The 17,393-nt window shown below is 49.4% G+C and carries 13 protein-coding genes and 2 pseudogenes; 10 read left to right on the top strand and 5 right to left on the bottom strand.

Going from position 1 to position 17,393, the window contains the following annotated elements:
- Nucleotides 1–198 precede the first annotated feature (198 nt).
- From ACOTXI_RS22920 to arsC, 7 genes are all read left to right on the top strand, one after another.
- Nucleotides 199–1,488 (top strand): methyl-accepting chemotaxis protein, encoded by a 1,290-nt coding sequence (locus tag ACOTXI_RS22920; protein ID WP_049015823.1) that lies wholly within the window; start codon nt 199–201, stop codon nt 1,486–1,488.
- Between the two features lie 511 nt (nt 1,489–1,999).
- Nucleotides 2,000–2,326 (top strand): hypothetical protein, encoded by a 327-nt coding sequence (locus ACOTXI_RS22915; protein WP_023327699.1) that lies wholly within the window; start codon nt 2,000–2,002, stop codon nt 2,324–2,326.
- A gap of 303 nt (nt 2,327–2,629) precedes the next feature.
- The gene (arsR, locus tag ACOTXI_RS22910; RefSeq protein ID WP_001114073.1) at nt 2,630–2,983 is read left to right on the top strand and encodes an As(III)-sensing metalloregulatory transcriptional repressor ArsR; all 354 of its coding nucleotides are present in this window, start codon (nt 2,630–2,632) and stop codon (nt 2,981–2,983) included.
- 47 nt (nt 2,984–3,030) lie between these two features.
- The gene (arsD, locus tag ACOTXI_RS22905) at nt 3,031–3,393 is read left to right on the top strand and encodes an arsenite efflux transporter metallochaperone ArsD (protein ID WP_000783215.1); all 363 of its coding nucleotides are present in this window, start codon (nt 3,031–3,033) and stop codon (nt 3,391–3,393) included.
- 17 nt (nt 3,394–3,410) lie between these two features.
- Nucleotides 3,411–5,162 (top strand): arsenite efflux transporter ATPase subunit ArsA, encoded by a 1,752-nt coding sequence (gene arsA, locus ACOTXI_RS22900; protein WP_001556710.1) that lies wholly within the window; start codon nt 3,411–3,413, stop codon nt 5,160–5,162.
- Nucleotides 5,163–5,210: 48 nt separating this feature from the next.
- A complete protein-coding gene (gene arsB, locus ACOTXI_RS22895; RefSeq protein WP_000922630.1) occupies nt 5,211–6,500 on the top strand; it encodes an arsenite efflux transporter membrane subunit ArsB in 1,290 nt (429 codons plus the stop codon).
- Between the two features lie 12 nt (nt 6,501–6,512).
- A complete protein-coding gene (gene arsC, locus ACOTXI_RS22890; RefSeq protein ID WP_000065758.1) occupies nt 6,513–6,938 on the top strand; it encodes a glutaredoxin-dependent arsenate reductase in 426 nt (141 codons plus the stop codon).
- 30 nt (nt 6,939–6,968) lie between these two features.
- Here the strand turns inward: arsC and ACOTXI_RS22885 are convergent, their stop codons facing one another.
- Together ACOTXI_RS22885 and ACOTXI_RS22880 are read right to left on the bottom strand one after the other, a co-directional pair.
- Nucleotides 6,969–7,373, bottom strand: coding sequence for an ArsA-related P-loop ATPase (locus tag ACOTXI_RS22885; protein ID WP_004118313.1), 405 nt, complete (start codon nt 7,371–7,373; stop codon nt 6,969–6,971).
- Nucleotides 7,374–7,381: 8 nt separating this feature from the next.
- Nucleotides 7,382–7,954 (bottom strand): recombinase family protein, encoded by a 573-nt coding sequence (locus ACOTXI_RS22880; protein WP_001556711.1) that lies wholly within the window; start codon nt 7,952–7,954, stop codon nt 7,382–7,384.
- Between the two features lie 163 nt (nt 7,955–8,117).
- Between ACOTXI_RS22880 and ACOTXI_RS22875 the strand changes: the two are divergent.
- Both ACOTXI_RS22875 and ACOTXI_RS22870 read left to right on the top strand, forming a co-directional pair.
- Nucleotides 8,118–11,126: pseudogene (locus tag ACOTXI_RS22875) on the top strand (Tn3 family transposase).
- Between the two features lie 35 nt (nt 11,127–11,161).
- A pseudogene (locus tag ACOTXI_RS22870) lies at nt 11,162–11,263 on the top strand (IS6 family transposase); the annotation flags it as partial.
- Between the two features lie 33 nt (nt 11,264–11,296).
- On the opposite strand, the gene ACOTXI_RS22865 reads toward ACOTXI_RS22870, so the two are convergent.
- Nucleotides 11,297–13,882 (bottom strand): bifunctional diguanylate cyclase/phosphodiesterase, encoded by a 2,586-nt coding sequence (locus ACOTXI_RS22865; RefSeq protein WP_045620044.1) that lies wholly within the window; start codon nt 13,880–13,882, stop codon nt 11,297–11,299.
- Nucleotides 13,883–14,116: 234 nt separating this feature from the next.
- Between ACOTXI_RS22865 and ACOTXI_RS22860 the strand changes: the two genes are divergently transcribed.
- Nucleotides 14,117–14,814 (top strand): IS1-like element IS1B family transposase gene (locus ACOTXI_RS22860; protein WP_228717362.1). Its coding sequence is split into 2 segments (ribosomal slippage): nt 14,117–14,366 and nt 14,366–14,814, totalling 699 coding nucleotides; the frame shifts between segments, so codons are not numbered across the junction.
- Between the two features lie 137 nt (nt 14,815–14,951).
- Here the strand turns inward: ACOTXI_RS22860 and ACOTXI_RS22855 are convergent.
- Together ACOTXI_RS22855 and ACOTXI_RS22850 are read right to left on the bottom strand one after the other, a co-directional pair.
- A complete protein-coding gene (locus ACOTXI_RS22855; protein WP_421766144.1) occupies nt 14,952–15,920 on the bottom strand; it encodes an IS5-like element IS903B family transposase in 969 nt (322 codons plus the stop codon).
- 85 nt (nt 15,921–16,005) lie between these two features.
- Nucleotides 16,006–17,235, bottom strand: coding sequence for an EAL and HDOD domain-containing protein (locus ACOTXI_RS22850; protein ID WP_000286799.1), 1,230 nt, complete (start codon nt 17,233–17,235; stop codon nt 16,006–16,008).
- Between the last annotated feature and the right edge of the window lie 158 nt (nt 17,236–17,393).

The raw sequence follows: 17,393 nt of genomic DNA, 5'->3' as shown, positions 1-17,393 counted from the left end.
CTTATGCTATTGAACTTAAACTCCTACTTCAATATAGTTATACAATTTTTTTTAATGTCCATGTTTATCTGTTGCCTTTTCTCCTGATAGACACTATCCTGTTGATTCCATGAATATTGTATGGCATATGCTTGTCGCCAACTCTGTTTCTTTTTATGAGCCTGACTTTTTAGATAAAAAACTATCCAGGACTAAAAAATGCTTAAAAAATTCATTCATTCTTCAGAACCTGTTCTGAAGGCGCTGCAGGATCACGCAGCTTTTATAGAGTTTTCAACAGATGGCGTCATTTATGACGTAAATAAAAAATTTCTTGATGTTGTTGGTTATGAAAGAGACGAATTGATTGGACAGCACCATCGCATATTTTGTGATGAAGACTATGTAAAAAGTACAGATTATGAGTCTTTTTGGCTAAAACTTTCTGCCGGGTACTCGTTTTCTGACAAGTTCATGCGTTATAAAAAAGATGGCTCGATAATATGGCTTGAAGCTAACTACATCCCTATTAAAAGCAGGGGGGGTAAAGTAAAAAGCATCATAAAAATAGCCAGTGATATAACAGAGCGTATTGTCATAGCTCTTGAAAAGGATGCGTTATTAAAAGCTGCAAGTCTTTCTATGGGAATGATCACATTTTATCCATCGGGACACATTATCACAGCTAATGATAATTTTTTAAATGCTGCAGGATATAGCCTGGCAGATATCCAGGGTAAACACCATTCATTATTTTGCGATAAAACTTTCAGTACATCTGCTGAGTATGCACTTTTTTGGGAAAGATTAAGTTGTGGTGAAACGCTGACCGGTGTATACCGGCGCATCACGAAACACGGTGCGGATTTGTGGCTACAGGCCAGTTACTGTCCTGTTTTTGATTTTAACGGAAAGGTAATGAAGGTTGTCAAATATGCTCAGGATATTACAAAACAGAAGTTAAAAAATGAGTTTGAAGCACAGGCGGCGCATAAGGCATATGATGTGTCATCTTTAACTGCGGAGCAGACATCACATGTCAGTGCAGCAATTGCAGAAACGTCTGTTGCTCTTGAAGACGCAATTACCACTACCACGGTGCTGAATGGGTATATTCAGCAATTATCACAGCGCTCCGCAGAAATAACTGAAATATCAAATACTATCCATGATATCGCCGTCCAGACAAAAATGCTTTCACTGAATGCCACAATCGAAGCTGCTCGGGCTGGAATTCATGGTCGGGGATTTTCTGTTGTGGCTGCTGAAGTACGTCTTCTGGCGGACAGGATAGATTCCGCTACGAAACAAATTTCGGGTATTACTGAGCAGAACAGCGAACTCTGTAAAAAGTCCGTAGTGAAAATACGTGAGAGTAATGATGCGATCATAAAATCTGTCAATACGGCAGAAAAGACCGCAGAAATAATCTCGCAAATCAGTATGAATGCCTCGGCCATGATGGCGGTTGTTGAAGAGATAAATACTGCTGTACAGGCTGAATCATAGCCCCCTGCTTTCAACTGGTATTTTTTGTGTCTGAAACTAGAGTCAGTATTTTTAACTTAAATGTCATTACATAAAAAATTGACAAAGTAGTGGACGATGAAAAATATCAGTTTTTCACTCATGCCTCCTTCCAATTTCATGCCTCCGAAATACGAAAAGCAACCTTAACGAATGGAAGGGACTTGCCATGGATGGTTATTCGATTAAGGTCAAATCCCCTGAAAATGGCGTATAGCGCAGGAGTACACCTTATCGCTATAGGTGAGCCTTTTCAAAAAACAGGCTTACCGTACAATAATTCTCTATATCCAAACTGACCCCATTATGCTTACGCCGGCCACCTGGGGATTATTGGTCTGGTACAGTCTGCTTTTGGCTTACTTAGGATGACGTGATGGCTATCAGTGAGAAAGAACTGATAGCCCGTAACCACCTGACAGGTTATCGGTCGGGCTTAACTGGTTATTAGCGCAGGGCATGTTAAACTTCCCGCAGGGAAAAGGAGAGAAGCATGAACCATGAAAGTGATCTGACGAACCACGGCTTCAGTGAAGAGGACATTGTCCGGCTGCAGGCCAGTTCAGCTAAAACGGGTACGGAGATGGATACCCTCCTGAACGATCTGGCAAACCGTTTTAAGGCCCTGATATGGGTGCTGTCAGTCATGTTACTGATTTTTGTGGTCACACTTTTGGCGGGCTCGAGGATGCATGCCATTTCCTTTGGCGTGGCTATTCTTGTTCTTGGCACTCTGTTTACGATTACCATGCCTTTGAAGCTGGCCTATAAATCATGGCATTACCGCCGGAATCTCATTTCCCAGCGTCATCAGAAGTGATCAGATCGAAAACAACCTTAGCCTTTACGGGGTCTGAGGGCCAATGGAACGAAAACGTACGCTAAGGAAATAACCAATTGTTATAATTGATATTATTCATTCTTCTCTATGAACTGAAAGCCCGCACTAAGCAATGTTTTAGCCTCAAATGACTTTTTTACCTACCCAACTAACGTAACGATCGCACATCAGGTCGTTTTTCAACCGCATAGTGACACCTGCACTCACATGCGAGAAAACACATATGATTTTGACTTCTTGTTTTGGTGGAGAGACAATACCCATTCATAGCAGGAGTACATAATGCCAGAAATTGCATCCCTACAACTTTTCAAAATACTATCTGATGAAACCCGCCTGGGTATCGTGCTACTGCTCAGGGAGATGGGGGAGCTGTGCGTATGCGATCTCTGCACAGCGCTGGAACAATCACAACCCAAGACCTCCCGCCATCTGGCGATGCTTCGGGAAAGTGGCCTGTTGCTGGATCGCAAGCAGGGGAAATGGGTTCATTATCGCTTATCCCCGCATATTCCTTCCTGGGCTGCCCTGGTGATTGAGCAGGCCTGGTTAAGTCAACAGGACGACGTACAGGCCATCGCCCGTAAGCTGGCATCGGCCAACTGCTCTGGCAGCGGTAAGGCTGTTTGTATCTAAAAATTTTGCCTGTACATATATGTTTTTACGAATATGAGGTGTTAAAGATGAAAATGTTAACGGTGTTTGATCCGGCGATGTGCTGCAGTACCGGCGTTTGTGGTTCAGATGTCGATCAGGTTTTGGTCAATTTTTCTGCTGATGTGCAATGGCTGAAAGGGCGTGGGGTTCAGATCGAACGTTATAACCTGGCGCAGCAGCCTATGAGCTTCGTTGAGAACGAAAAAGCGAAAGCATTCCTTGAGGCTTCTGGAGCTGAAGGGCTTCCGCTGCTGTTGCTTGATGGTGAAACGGTGATGGCCGGGCGATACCCAAAACGCGCTGAACTGGCTCGCTGGTTTGGTATACCGCTGGAAAAGGTGGGTTTAGCTTCCACCAGTTGCTGTGGTGGTAAAACTTCCTGTTGTTGAGTATGTCAGGAGGACTTATGAAATTCTTAGAGAATATCCCGTCTTACCTGTTTTTCACCGGTAAGGGAGGTGTAGGCAAAACTTCGATTTCCTGCGCAACGGCTATACGTCTGGCTGAACTGGGAAAGCGTGTTCTGCTTGTCAGTACCGACCCGGCTTCCAATGTCGGTCAGGTATTCGATCAGACTATCGGTAACACTATCCAGCCCGTGACTGCTGTGTCTGGTCTTTCGGCTCTGGAGATTGACCCGCAGGACGCCGCCCAGCAATACCGCGCCAGAATCGTTGACCCTATTAAAGGTCTTTTGCCTGATGACGTTGTTAACAGCATCAGTGAACAGCTTTCAGGAGCTTGTACGACAGAGATCGCTGCATTCGACGAGTTTACTGGCTTACTGACTGACGCTTCTCTGCTGACCCGCTTTGATCACATCATTTTTGATACTGCCCCAACTGGCCACACTATTCGCCTTCTTCAGCTTCCCGGAGCCTGGAGCAGCTTCATCGAAAGTAACCCGGATGGTGCTTCCTGTCTTGGTCCAATGGCTGGGCTGGAAAAACAACGCGAGCAATATGCTCATGCGGTTGAGGCATTATCCGATCCTGAACGAACTCGCCTTGTGCTGGTCGCGCGATTGCAAAAATCAACACTGCAGGAAGTCGCTCGTACTCATGACGAATTATCAGCTATTGGCCTTAAAAATCAGTATTTAGTCATTAACGGTGTCCTGCCTGCGAGCGAAGCAGAACGTGATGCACTGGCCGCTGCAATATGGCAACGGGAGCAAGAGGCGCTGGCAAATCTTCCTGCCGGGTTATCTGATTTGCCGACAGACAACTTATACCTGCAGCCGCTGAACATGGTTGGTGTATCCGCATTGAAAGGCCTGCTCAACGAACACGCTGAGATAACATCGCTTCCTGAACAAAGCCCACAGAACAAGCCAGAGAATATGTCGTTGTCTGTCCTGGTTGATGATATCGCCCGCAGTGAACACGGTTTGATTATGCTGATGGGCAAAGGTGGTGTGGGCAAAACCACAATGGCTGCGGCTATCGCCGTCAGTCTGGCGGATAAGGGTTTTGATGTGCATCTCACCACCTCAGATCCTGCTGCACATCTCAGTACAACGCTCAATGGCAGCCTCAAAAATCTGCAGGTCAGCCGAATCAACCCTCACGATGAAACTGAACGCTATCGTCAGCATGTTCTTGAGACGAAAGGCAGGGATCTGGATGAGGCTGGGAAACGGCTGCTCGAAGAGGATTTACGTTCTCCTTGCACAGAAGAGATTGCGGTGTTCCAGGCGTTTTCACGCGTAATTCGTGAAGCTGGCAAACGGTTTGTGGTCATGGATACGGCACCTACCGGGCATACGCTATTACTGCTTGATGCTACCGGGGCTTATCACCGTGAGATTGCCAGGAAGATGGGGGATAAAGGTCATTTTACCACTCCGATGATGCAGCTTCAGGACCAGGAACGTACCAAAGTTTTGCTGGTCACTCTGCCTGAAACCACACCTGTACTGGAAGCGGCAAACCTGCAGTCCGATCTTGAACGTGCGGGGATTCATCCCTGGGGCTGGATTATCAATAACAGCCTTTCGATTGCACAGACGCAATCGCCGCTGCTTTGCCAGCGCGCCCTACAAGAGCGTCCTCAAATCGAGGTTGTGAAAAACCAGCATGCAAGCCGCATAGCGTTAGTACCGGTAATGGCTGCAGAGCCCACTGGCATCGAGAAACTCAGAGAGCTGGTTGTTTAATTTTTTTTGTATATACAGGGCGGCAAAGCCGTCCTGTCTGGAGGATTTATGTTACTGGCAGGCGCTATTTTTGTCCTGACCATCGTTTTGGTTATCTGGCAACCGAAGGGATTAGGGATCGGCTGGAGTGCGACGCTGGGCGCGGTACTGGCGCTGATCTCTGGCGTAGTCCATTTTGGTGATATCCCTGTAGTGTGGAATATTGTCTGGAATGCGACGGCGACCTTTATTGCCGTGATTATTATCAGCCTTCTGCTCGATGAATCGGGCTTTTTCGAATGGGCGGCGCTGCACGTTTCACGTTGGGGTAACGGTCGCGGGCGTTTGCTGTTTACCTATATCGTTTTGCTCGGCGCAGCGGTGGCGGCACTGTTTGCCAACGATGGTGCGGCATTGATTCTGACGCCAATTGTTATCGCCATGCTGCTTGCATTAGGTTTCAGCAAAGGCACTACGCTGGCATTTGTCATGGCCGCCGGGTTTATTGCCGATACGGCCAGTCTGCCGCTTATCGTGTCCAACCTGGTTAACATCGTTTCTGCAGACTTCTTTGGGCTGGGTTTCACTGAGTATGCGTCGGTAATGGTGCCGGTGGATATCGCAGCCATTATCGCCACGCTGGTGATGCTGCATCTGTTCTTCCGCAAAGATATTCCGCCAACTTACGACCTGGCTCTCCTGAAAGCACCGGCAAAAGCGATTAAAGATCTGGCAACCTTCAGAACCGGCTGGATAGTGTTGATCCTTCTTCTGGTTGGCTTTTTCGTCCTTGAGCCGTTGGGTATCCCGGTCAGTGCGATTGCTGCTGTAGGGGCTGTCATTCTGTTTGCGGTGGCGAAGCGAGGCCATGCCATTAACACTGGCAAAGTGCTTCGCGGTGCGCCATGGCAGATCGTCATATTCTCTCTGGGAATGTATCTGGTGGTCTATGGTCTGCGTAATGCCGGACTAACAGAATACCTCTCCGGTGTGTTGAACGTGCTGGCAGATAAAGGACTTTGGGCCGCGACGTTTGGTACTGGCTTCCTGACGGCTTTCCTCTCTTCCATCATGAACAATATGCCTACCGTGCTGGTTGGTGCTCTCTCTATTGATGGCAGCACTGCAACAGGCGTTATCAAAGAGGCGATGATTTTTGCCAACGTGATTGGCTGCGATCTTGGACCGAAAATTACACCTATTGGTAGCCTGGCAACGTTGCTCTGGCTGCATGTCCTTTCACAGAAGAACATGACCATCACATGGGGATACTATTTCCGCACCGGGATCGTCATGACTCTGCCTGTGCTGTTTGTAACGCTGGCCGCGCTGGCGCTACGTCTCTCTTTCACTTTGTAATGAGATACTGATATGAGCAACATCACCATTTATCACAACCCAGCCTGCGGCACGTCGCGTAATACGCTGGAGATGATCCGCAACAGCGGTATCGAGCCGACCGTTATTCTTTACCTTGAGACTCCACCTTCACGCGATGAGCTGCTCAAACTCATTGCGGATATGGGCATTTCCGTCCGGGCTTTGCTGCGTAAGAACGTCGAGCCGTATGAGGAACTGGGTCTTGCAGAAGATAAATTTACTGACGACCAGCTCATCGACTTTATGCTACAGCATCCGATTCTGATCAACCGTCCGATCGTAGTGACGCCACTGGGAACTAAACTTTGCCGTCCTTCAGAGGTTGTTCTCGATATCCTTCCAGATGCCCAGAAAGCGGCTTTCACCAAGGAAGACGGTGAAAAAGTCGTTGATGATTCAGGTAAAAGACTGAAATAAAGACGAAGGGGGCATTTGCCCCCTTCATTATTACTTCGCCATTTCTTCCAGCAGGTCAATACCAACCGGCTCTTCGCTCTGTAGCGCTGTTAATGCAATACGCTTTGCATACTGCTCTTCCACATCAGAGATGAGAGGCAGCTCGCGGTTCGCCCTGATCTTCAGGAAAGGCGAAGACGGTTGAGCAGCTGCCAGGCTGTTATTAACGACCCATGCCCACGGCTCGATGCCAGCTCGGCGTAGATCCTGCTGCAGGTTAGCGGCTTCCAGTACAGGTGTCGTTTCGGCAAGCGTCACGATAATCACCTTCGTCTTCTCCGGGTCTGCTGCTTTTTCGCTATCACCTGTCTTCGATGTCAGAAAGCGAGAGAATTCGGCTTCATGCTGTCGCCAGAACACACTCATGCAATTGTTGAATGCCTTTACATCACTCATGTTCGTCCTCAAATTTTGCTCAGATTAACCCGGCTCTCATCTTCCAGAATTTTATAAACAGTGGAACGGGCAATACTGAGCCGGCGGGCAATATCTGTTGCACCAGTTCCCTGCTGATGAAGTGCCAGTACACTATTTCTGTCGATGATGCGCTTTCGGCCAAACCGGATACCTTTCAGCCTGGCCTCCTGCCGTCCTTCGTTCGTACGCTCCAGAATCCTCCTGCGTTCGGCCTGGGCTACAGCTGAAAGAATGGTCACAACCATTTTCCCCATTTCACCGTCGGTGCTGATCCCGTCGTCTATGAATCGGACCGCGACTCCCTGAGCGTCGAATTCTTTTATCAGTTGGATCATATCGGCAGTGTCGCGGCCAAGCCGGTCGAGTTTCTTCACCAGGATGACGTCACCTTCCTCCACCTTCATTCGCAGCAGATCCAGTCCTTTCCTGTCGGTAGAACTGCCGGATGCTTTGTCGGTAAATATGCGACTGGCTTTCACCCCCGCCTCTTTAAGCCCCTTGATCTGAATATCGAGGGACTGCTGGCTTGTTGATACCCGTGCGTAACCAAAAAGTCGCATAAAAATGTATCCTAAATCAAATATCGGACAGTGGGTGTCTGTTATAACAAAAAATCGATTTAATAGACACCTAGACAACACCATTTTAGTGTGTCCGAGAATTTATAATATTTCGGACGGTTGCGAAATTGTTAATTCATGACCATCAGGCAGGGAGGCCGGTATGCCCGTCGATTTTCTGACCACTGAGCAGGAACTGAATTATGGTCGCTATGTTGCAGAACCCAATGACGTGCAGCTGGCGCGCTATTTTCATCTTGATGAGCGGGATCTTGCCTTCATTAACCAGCGGCGGGGAAGGCATAACCGGCTGGGAATTGCGCTTCAGCTCACCACCGCCCGTTTTCTGGGCACCTTTCTGACAGACTTAACCCGGGTTCTGCCAGGTGTTCAGCAATTTGTCGCGGTGCAGCTTAATATTCGCCGTCCGGAAGTCCTTACCCGCTACGCAGAACGGGTTACCACCCTCAGAGAGCATACTGCGCTGATTAAGGAATATTACGGTTACCATGAATTTGGCGATTTCCCCTGGTCTTTCCGCCTGAAGCGCCTGCTGTAAACCCGCGCATGGCTCAGTAATGAGCGACCCGGCCTTATGTTTGATTTTGCCACCGCGTGGCTGCTTCAGAATAAGGTCCTGCTGCCCGGAGCAACCACACTTGTACGTCTCGTCAGTGAAATACGCGAACGGGCAAATCAGCGGCTGTGGAAGAAACTGGCCGCGTTGCCGGACAGCTGGCAGACCGCCCGCGTGACGGAGCTTCTGGACATTCCTGAGGGGCAGCGTACTTCACCGCTGGAGCAACTGAAAAAGGGACCGGTCACCGTCAGCGGCCCGGCATTTACCGAAGCGCTGGAGCGGTATATCCGGCTGCGAAACCTGGAATTTTCCCGACTGAATTTTACCGGTCTGCCTGCTATACAACTGCGTAATTTGGCCCGTTACGCAGGCATGGCGTCGGTAAAATATATCGCGCGAATGCCACAGCAGAGAAAACTGGCCGTACTCACAGCATTCGTTAAAGCGCAGGAGACTGCGGCGCTGGATGAGGCCGTTGATGTGCTCGATATGCTGATACTGGATATCACTCGTGCGGCGAAGAAAACGGGGCAGAAAAAACGGCTCAGGACGCTTAAAGATCTTGATCGTGCTGCGCTAATATTGGCGCGGGCATGTTCATTGTTGCTGGATGAACAGGCTGACGATGCTGAACTGAGGGAGACCATATTCAACAGCATACCGAAAAGCAGGCTGGCAGAATCCGTCAGCAAGGTAAATGAGCTGGCCCGGCCTCAGAACAACAATTTCCATGACGAAATGGTGGAGCAGTACGGGCGGGTAAAGCGCTTTCTTCCGGCGGTATTGCGCGACCTGCATTTCCAGGCAGCGCCAGCCGGAGAACATACGTTGTCCGCCATTCATTATCTGACCGAACTGAACGGCTCGAAAAAGCGCATCCTGGACAATGCGCCTGAACATATTATTACCGGCCCCTGGAAACGCCTGGTATACGATGCGGAGGGCCGGATACAGCGTGCCGGTTACTCGCTTTGTCTGCTGGAGCGCCTTCAGGATGCACTACGTCGAAGGGACATCTGGCTCGAAAACAGCGATCGCTGGGGAAATCCCCGCGAGAAGCTGTTGCAGGGGGAAGAATGGCAGGCTCAGCGGGTCCCCGTTTGCCGGGCGCTGGGACATCCCACTGATGGACATAAAGGCGTGCAACAGTTGGCGGCCCAGCTAGATGAAACCTGGAAAACCGTCGCATCCCGCTTTGAAGGAAATGCGGAGGTTCATATTTGCCATGACGGTAAACATCCTTCCCTGACTATCAGCAGCCTGGAGAAACTGGAGGAGCCACCATCGTTGCATCGTCTCAACAGTCGGGTAAGGCTGCTACTCCCGCCAGTAGATTTGACGGAACTGTTGCTTGAAATAGATGCCAGAACGGGATTTACACGTGAGTTTACGCATGTCAGTGAATCCGGGGCCCGGGCACAGGATCTGCACATCAGCCTGTGCGCGGTCCTGATGGCAGAGGCCTGCAATATCGGGCTGGAACCGCTGATAAAGCACAATATACCGGCGCTGACGCGCCACCGGCTTAGCTGGGTAAAACAGAATTACCTCCGGGCAGAAACGCTGGTCAGCGCCAATGCCCGCCTGGTTGATTTTCAGTCCACACTGGAGCTTGCTGGCCGCTGGGGTGGTGGCGAAGTGGCTTCAGCTGATGGCATGCGCTTTGTCACGCCGGTGAAAACCGTCAATTCAGGACCTAACAGAAAATATTTTGGTTCCGGACGTGGCATCACCTGGTACAACTTCGTCTCTGATCAGTACTCTGGATTCCACGGCATCGTTGTCCCCGGCACATTACGAGATTCCATTTTTGTGCTGGAAGGCCTTCTGGAGCAGCAGACAGGGCTGAATCCGGTTGAGATCATGACAGACACAGCCGGTACCAGCGACATTATTTTTGGCCTCTTCTGGCTGCTGGGATACCAGTTTTCCCCCCGGCTTGCCGATGCCGGTGAAGCGGTATTCTGGCGAGTGGATAAATCGGCAAATTACGGTGCACTGGACGAACTGGCACGTGGTTGTGCCGATCTGTCGAAAGCCGAGGATCAGTGGGATGAGATGATGCGAACCGCCGGTTCGCTGAAACTGGGCACCATTCATGCTTCAGAACTCATTCGCTCTTTGCTGAAAAGCTCGCGCCCATCAGGGCTGGCACAGGCGATCATGGAAGTGGGGCGCGTCAACAAGACGCTGTACCTTCTTAATTATATTGATGATGAGGATTATCGTCGGCGGATCCTGACGCAGCTAAACCGGGGGGAAGGCCGCCATGCTGTGGCGAGGGCGATCTGCTACGGGCAGCGCGGTGAGATCAGAAAGCGCTATCGTGAAGGTCAGGAAGATCAGCTGGGGGCACTGGGCCTGGTCACTAACGCAGTGGTACTGTGGAACACACTTTATATGCAGGAAGCCCTGAGCTGGATACGCAGTAATGGAGAAGAAATCGGGGTTGAAGATATCGCCCGGTTGTCCCCACTGATGCACGGGCATATCAATATGCTGGGGCATTATACGTTTACGCTACCGGAGGATATTTTGAAGGGGGAACTAAGAGAACTAAATTTCAATTTAAACAATGAATTAACTTCTTAGCGTACGTTTTCGTTCCATTGGCCCTCAAACCCCGTATTGAGGTGATGCGTGCACTACGCAAAGGCCAGGCCTCAGCATTTTATTATGGTGATCCCCTGGGCGAAATGCGCCTGGTAAGCAGAGTTTTTGAAATGTAAGGCCTTTGAATAAGACAAAAGGCTGCCTCATCGCTAACTTTGCAACAGTGCCTCTAAATTTAACACATCAAGCGCGACAGGCTTCCCGATGAAATACCCTTGCGCCTCGTCACAGTGATAATGTTTAAGCCTTTTCAACTGCTCCGCCGTTTCCACGCCTTCAGCGGTGACAGCCAGCGAATAGGCTTTGCCAAGGCCGATAATATTCTCAACGATGATTTTGGCGTTTTCCGATTCCTCCATGGCGAACACAAAAGATTTATCCAGCTTTATTCCGTCGAACGGGAAGCGTTTCAGATAGCTTAATGCCGAGTAGCCGGTTCCAAAGTCATCAATCAAAAAGCGTACGCCGATATCCTTCAGCTGCTTCATGGTTTCCAGCGTGATATCCGGATTGGAAATCGTCACGTTTTCGGTAATTTCTAACTCCAGCCGGGACGGTTTAAGCCCCGATTTTTGCAGCGCAGCCTTTACCCGTTTCGCCAGGCAACGGGTATTAAACTCCACCGCCGAAATATTGACCGAAATAACCAAATCGGGCGAGAGATGCACCATATCTTTACAGGCTTTCTCCAGCACCACATCACTCATGGCAACGATCAGGCCCGCCTCTTCCGCAAGCGGGATGAACTGATCCGGCATCAGTAAACCGAGACGCGGATGCTGCCAGCGAACCAGTGCTTCGACAGCAGCGATACGCGAGGTTTTAATGTCGTAACGGGGCTGATAAACCAGCTGAAACTGGTCTGTGCATAACGCTTCACGAAACTCTTTTTCCATTTCCCGGCGCTGAATTAAGTACTCGCCCATGTTGGGTTCGTAAAACACCCAGTTATTGCGACCGGTATTTTTCGCTTTATACAATGCGATATCGGATAACCGAATCAGATCGCTGGCGTTCATTGCATCCTGAGGCGCCAGTGCAATCCCCATACTCACGCTGATATACACTTCATTGCCGTTAACGATAAAAGGCCGGCTTATTTCACTGGCAATGCGCTGGCAGAGCGTCTCTATGTCTTTACGCACATAAATATCCGGCAGAATAAGGATAAACTCATCTCCGCCCTGCCGGGCAACCAGATCGATTTTACGGGTACAGGACCGCAACCGGCTGGCGACTTCATTGAGTAACGCATCGCCCGCATTGTGGCCGAATAAATCATTTACCGGTTTGAATTTATCCAGGTCGAGGCTGATCATGGCCAGGGGATGATCCGGATCGGGTAAAGAACGCAGCTCACTTTCCAGAAACTCTTTCATTCTGACCCGGTTTGGTAGGCCGGTTAATTCATCATGCCGCGATAAATACTCGGCACGCTCCTGCGCCTCCACTTCCAGAGTGACATCGGTCACCGTACCGCGAAAGCCCATAGAACCATCATCCATAATGTCGCGCTTCGCCACCACATTGCAGTAACGCTGATGGCCCTGAGCTGAGAAATAGCGGGCCTTTTTGAGCGTGTAATTACTGCTCGTCTGCGGATTCAGCAGCCAGTGATGAAAAAGGATTTTGTCGCTGTGGATGAAATCCAACATGTTCCGCCCAAGCCAGTCGTCAGAATGATGACCGGTAACGCCGGAAAAACGGTCGGATAACCACGTTAGCCGTGCCTCGCTGTCCGCTTCCCAAATCCAGTCGGTGGTGGCTTCAATGACGTCGCGAAAGCGTCGTTCACTTGCCGTAAGCGCTTGTCGGCTTTGCTCAAGCAGGAAAACATTTTCGTCATTAATTTGCGCTTTGATTAACGCACCACGCCGCATCAACCAGGTAAATGCAATGGTCGATAACATCAGAATGATGATTAACGGCAGTTCCCGGTTCATCAGCGCTCTGCCCGGATCGTCGCTTCGCCACTCAATCAGAACATCGCCATTATCAATGGGTAAAATAAGCTGAGCTTCCCGGTAGTCGGCTTTCAGGTGTGGCTCCATTCTGCCGAACGTATGCGCATTATGAATGCCGTATTCGTTGCCCATTTTCTCCAGTTTAACGGGCGTTAACACGTCGGCGAAAATCAGTACCGAGGCATCTTCCGCCACCGGCGTGATGCTTTCATCGTCTTCCGACGTGATCCGGGCCGCCGCCAGTAAGGTGAGTTGCCCGTTGGTCATCATAAGGCGTGAGACGGCTTTACCCTGGCTTTGTGAGAGGTCGTTAAAAAGTTCTTTGGTGATGTTCCGGTTGAGCCATTTCTCGAAAGGCTGGCTGACAAGATTTCCTTCAATGACGCTATAACGCGTCTCCCCGGCGGGAGACAAAACAAATACGCCTTCATACTGGTAATTCGTGTAAAGCGATTCACCAAGGTTCTGGCTGTCCCATGCCCATTTAACATTCACCTGCTTGTGCAAATTATTATACGCTTCGCCCCAGTCGGCATTATCCATTAAATTTGCGCGTATCTTTTCCTGCCGGTTAGTGAGGGCTTTTTGCAAAAGTAAACTGCTGCGCGCGTCTGCTTTATTATTAAGATTATCCGCGATATATAAAAGATTCACTATTGCCGCCAGAAAGAGACTGCTCAGCAACGCCGCGGTAATAATAAAATTTTTCTTTACTATGCCACTGGTTTCTCCTGAAAAACTACTTACTTTGTTGAAGCGCTGCCAGTTCATTTTCCCCATCTCTTAACGGGTGAGAGTCCATTGTCCTGAAATAGGCACAGCCCGCAGAGGCAGTATCGGCAGAAACGGATTTTTTCTCCAGAATTTTTTGAGCACTTTTTTTTGCTTTAGCTAGGGAAGGTGCGAATAAGGGCACTGTTGCAAAGTTAGCGATGAGGCAGCCTTTTGTCGGTGATGCTGCCAACTTACTGATTTAGTGTATGATGGTGTTTTTGAGGTGCTCCAGTGGCTTCTGTTTCTATCAGCTGTCCCTCCTCTTCAGCTACTGACGGGGTGGTGCGTAACGGCAAAAGCACTGCCGGACATCAGCGCTATCTCTGCTCTCACTGCCGTAAAACATGGCAACTGCAGTTCACTTACACCGCTTCTCAACCCGGTACGCACCAGAAAATCATTGATATGGCCATGAATGGCGTTGGATGCCGGGCAACCGCCCGCATTATGGGCGTTGGCCTCAACACGATTTTCCGCCATTTAAAAAACTCAGGCCGCAGTCGGTAACCTCGCGCATACAGCCGGGCAGTGACGTCATCGTCTGCGCGGAAATGGACGAACAGTGGGGATACGTCGGGGCTAAATCGCGCCAGCGCTGGCTGTTTTACGCGTATGACAGGCTCCGGAAGACGGTTGTTGCGCACGTATTCGGTGAACGCACTATGGCGACGCTGGGGCGTCTTATGAGCCTGCTGTCACCCTTTGACGTGGTGATATGGATGACGGATGGCTGGCCGCTGTATGAATCCCGCCTGAAGGGAAAGCTGCACGTAATCAGCAAGCGATATACGCAGCGAATTGAGCGGCATAACCTGAATCTGAGGCAGCACCTGGCACGGCTGGGACGGAAGTCGCTGTCGTTCTCAAAATCGGTGGAGCTGCATGACAAAGTCATCGGGCATTATCTGAACATAAAACACTATCAATAAGTTGGAGTTATTACCATGATAATAGTGTCTCGTTGTGTCTGGATAAGCGGATATAACGGCGTTCACCGGTATTTCTTTAATGGCTTTGTTGAATAAATCAGATTTCGGGTAAGTCTCCCCCGTAGCGGGTTGTGTTTTCAGGCAATACGCACGCTTTCAGGTATACCTGCTTTCGTCATTTTGTTCAGCGCTCGTACCAGGGCCATAGCCTCCGCAACCTGACCATCGTAGTCACGCAGCGTCAGTGAACCCCCGAACAGCTGTTTTACCCGGTACATCGCCGTTTCCGCTATCGAGCGACGGTTGTTATCTGTTGTCCATTTCCACCGCGCATTACTCCCGGTCATTCGCTGATTAGCCACTGCACGGTTACGGTCTGCATATTCACCGGGCCAGTAACCCGCACCTTTTCGGGGAGGGATAAGCGCGCTGATTTTCTTACGCCGCAGTTCATCGTGACATAGCCGGGTATCGTAAGCGCCATCGGCGGCGGCTGACCTGATTTTCCGGTGGGTTTGCCGGATTAACCCGGGGAAGGCCTCTGAGTCCGTAACGTTGTTCAGCGACAGGTCAGCGCAGATGATTTCATGTGTTTTACTGTCAACGGCGAGATGCAGCTTACGCCAGATACGGCGGCGTTCCTGGCCATGCTTTTTGACTTTCCACTCGCCTTCACCGAAGACCTTCAGCCCGGTGGAATCAATTACCAGGTGTGCGATTTCACCCCGGGTGGGCGTTTTGAAACTGACATTAACCGACTTTGCCCGCCTGCTGACACAGCTGTAATCCGGGCAGCGTAGCGGAACGTTCATCAGAGAAAAAATGGAATCAATAAAGCCCTGCGCAGCCCGCAGGGTCAGCCTGAATACGCGTTTAATGACCAGCACAGTCGTGATGGCAAGGTCAGAATAGCGCTGAGGTCTGCCTCGTGAAGAAGGTGTTGCTGACTCATACCAGGCCTGAATAGCTTCATCATCCAGCCAGAAAGTTATGGAGCCACGGTTGATGAGGGCTTTATTGTAGGTGGGCCAGTTGGTGATTTTGAACTTTTGCTTTGCCACGGAACGGTCTGCGTTGTCGGGAAGATACGTGATCTGATCCTTCAACTCAGCAAAAGTTCGATTTATTCAACAAAGCCTTCTTTAATTAAAAAATGATGTGTATGACTGATTTGTCTTGTGATAAATATCCTTAACAGACGGCGAGCTCGTCCGCCCATTTTGTTGCGGCCTGCATGGTTTCTATAACAGTGAACTCGCTGATATTGAGGGTATTACATATTTTCGCGGTTTCCTCCCAGTTAAGTTTCTCATAACATAACGACAGGGTCAGTATGTCAAAAAGTTCACCTTTATGTTCACAAAGCGCGGCAGTTACGTTTTGCGGGATTGAAATCTGTTTAATTAAATCGTCCATGGGGAGTTCAAGAATGACATCCAGCAATGAAAACAGACCGCATATAAATGCGTTATAGGATAATGAAACATTATTTATTTTTTCGGCAATTAATTCGCAGAATTTTCCGCGAACCATGCTCAGATGATAAAGTTCACTGATGCCGGAACGCCCCATATTTGAAAGGGCGGCCACCGCAACAAACCGCCGGAGTTCTTTGCCCCCCATATACATCAGCATTTCTTTCAGGGTAAGATTGTCCGCCTGAATTATGCCATGTGATTTAAACAGCATGTTTCTGACGTAGCGCATGATTTTATATGACAGCGTCAGATCGGTTTTAAGCAGACGTTCGACCGCGGCAAAGTCCGGGTTTTCCCTGTTCACCTCCATCATCAGCCTGGAGAGTGGCAGGGGGTTCTGGGAAAGGCATTTATTTCTGAGGATTTCCGGGCGACTGAAGAAAAATCCCTGGAAAAGCGCGAAACCCGCCCGGCTGTAAAGCTCAAACTCGTCCCTTGTTTCCACTTTTTCAGCAAGGAATTTTATGCCCTGCAGAAGCTGACTTTTTCTGTGGATATATTGCCGGATATCTTCATAGTCATTGTCTCTGACATCAAATTTGATGACAGAAATATACTGCATAAAGCGGTCCCATTCATCATCCATCGTGAAATCATCGAGCGCAAGCTGGTAACCCCTGTCGTGCATATCCTTTACGGCACAGAAAAGCGCATCATCCGGGACTGCATTTTCCAGAATTTCGATGACCACTTTTTCATTCGGCAGCGTATCGCCCAGTCCGTTAATGATCATCTGGTGCGGCACATTAATAAAAGAACTGTGATTGTTGGCTATACGGGGAACAGGGATGCATAAAAACTGGTCAGAAATCATTCTGGACGTGGCGTATTCTGGTGAAACATCGGGAAAGGCATTGTTCATTCCGTCTCTGAAAAGCAGCTCATAAGCGACGGTCTGCATTTTTGTGTCAAAAATAGGCTGGCGTGCGATAAATGAATACATATTCCCGGTCCCCAGGTCAGCGTTATAATTTTTAGAAATGTAACCTTTCTATGGCACTGTTGCAAAGTTAGCGATGAGGCAGCCTTTTGTCTTATTCAAAGGCCTTACATTTCAAAAACTCTGCTTACCAGGCGCATTTCGCCCAGGGGATCACCATA

The organism is Enterobacter cloacae complex sp. BZL2005, from assembly GCF_049238885.1.
In the GTDB taxonomy this organism is placed as follows: Bacteria; Pseudomonadota; Gammaproteobacteria; order Enterobacterales; family Enterobacteriaceae; genus Enterobacter; species Enterobacter roggenkampii.
The sequence above is the reverse complement of the archived record's forward strand: the minus strand, read 5'-3'. Positions and strand labels throughout refer to the sequence as shown.